General features: G+C 50.5%; 2 protein-coding genes. Both read left to right on the top strand.

Annotated features, from left to right (window positions below):
• Positions 1-399: LysE family translocator (locus R8O11_RS25010; RefSeq protein ID WP_318194581.1), on the top strand; the 399-nt coding region annotated here is incomplete at its 5' end.
• Between the two features lie 110 nt (positions 400-509).
• On the top strand, positions 510-1,153 hold a 644-nt coding region (locus R8O11_RS25005; RefSeq protein WP_318194580.1), incomplete at its 3' end, for a gamma-glutamyltransferase.

Raw genomic sequence — 1,153 nt, 5'->3', positions numbered from 1 at the left:
GGTGTTGGCGCCCTGCGCGGTGTGATCGCTACGATCAAAAACCCGAAAACGGATCAACAAAATAAAACAAACAGCTTCGTGATCAGCAACAGGCGTCAGGCTTTTGCCAAAGGTTTTGCAACCAACATTCTCAACCCCAAAGCACTGGTTTTCTTCATCAGCTTGATGTCGAGCTTGGTGCCAGCCGGAATGTCAGTCTCAGGCAAAAGCATCGCGTTAGTTATCCTGTTCAACTTGTCTCTGGTTTGGTTTTCCAGCTTGGCGTGGATGCTCTCAACGCAACGTTTACAACGTCGATTACAACAGGCAGGCATCTACATCGATGGCATCTGTGGTGTGGTGTTTACCCTCGTTGGCGGCAGTATCTTGGTGCAAACCATCAGCACATTAATCGGTTAACTCTCTGATTTAAAAGCGTCGCACACCCGACATTTATTAAAACGCTGACTCGACGATCTTCTCCATGGCTGCCAAGCTGAACAATCAAACTGGCAACATGGAGAGTCATCATGCATTGGACGTTCAACCGACTCGTGTCTACGGGTCTTTTTCTTAGCGCCTCTATCACCCACACCGCGTTTGCAAACCAAGCCACCGATGCGATTACCCCAGAGCAGAGTACTGGGTTTGAGCACAAACAACTGGTCAAAGCCAAAGACTATATGGTGACAGCAGCGAACCCAATCGCCACCCAAGCTGGTGCTGATGTACTGGAGCAAGGCGGCAATGCCATCGATGCTATGGTGGCGGTACAACTGATGCTTGGCTTAGTCGAACCACAGTCTTCCGGCATTGGTGGCGGCGCATTTTTGGTGTATTGGGATGGCGAACAACAAAAGCTCACCACTTATGATGGTCGAGAAACCGCGCCCCTTGCCGCAACCCCAACACTGTTTTTGGACGACCAAGGCCAACCGCTGCAATTCTATGATGCCGTTGTAGGCGGACGATCTGTCGCGACACCGAGCACCGTCAAACTGTTGTGGGATACCCACCAAAAATACGGCAAGCTGGAATGGAAAAAGATCATTCAGCCAGTGATCAACTTGGCTGAGGAAGGTTTTGCCGTCAGTCCTCGTCTCGCCAGTTTGATTGCCCACGACGCCGAGCGTTTATCACGTTTTCCGACCACAAAAGCGTATTTCTTTAACGC

It is taken from the genome of Vibrio sp. 1288 (assembly GCF_033344475.1).
The sequence above is the reverse complement of the archived record's forward strand: the minus strand, read 5'-3'. Positions and strand labels throughout refer to the sequence as shown.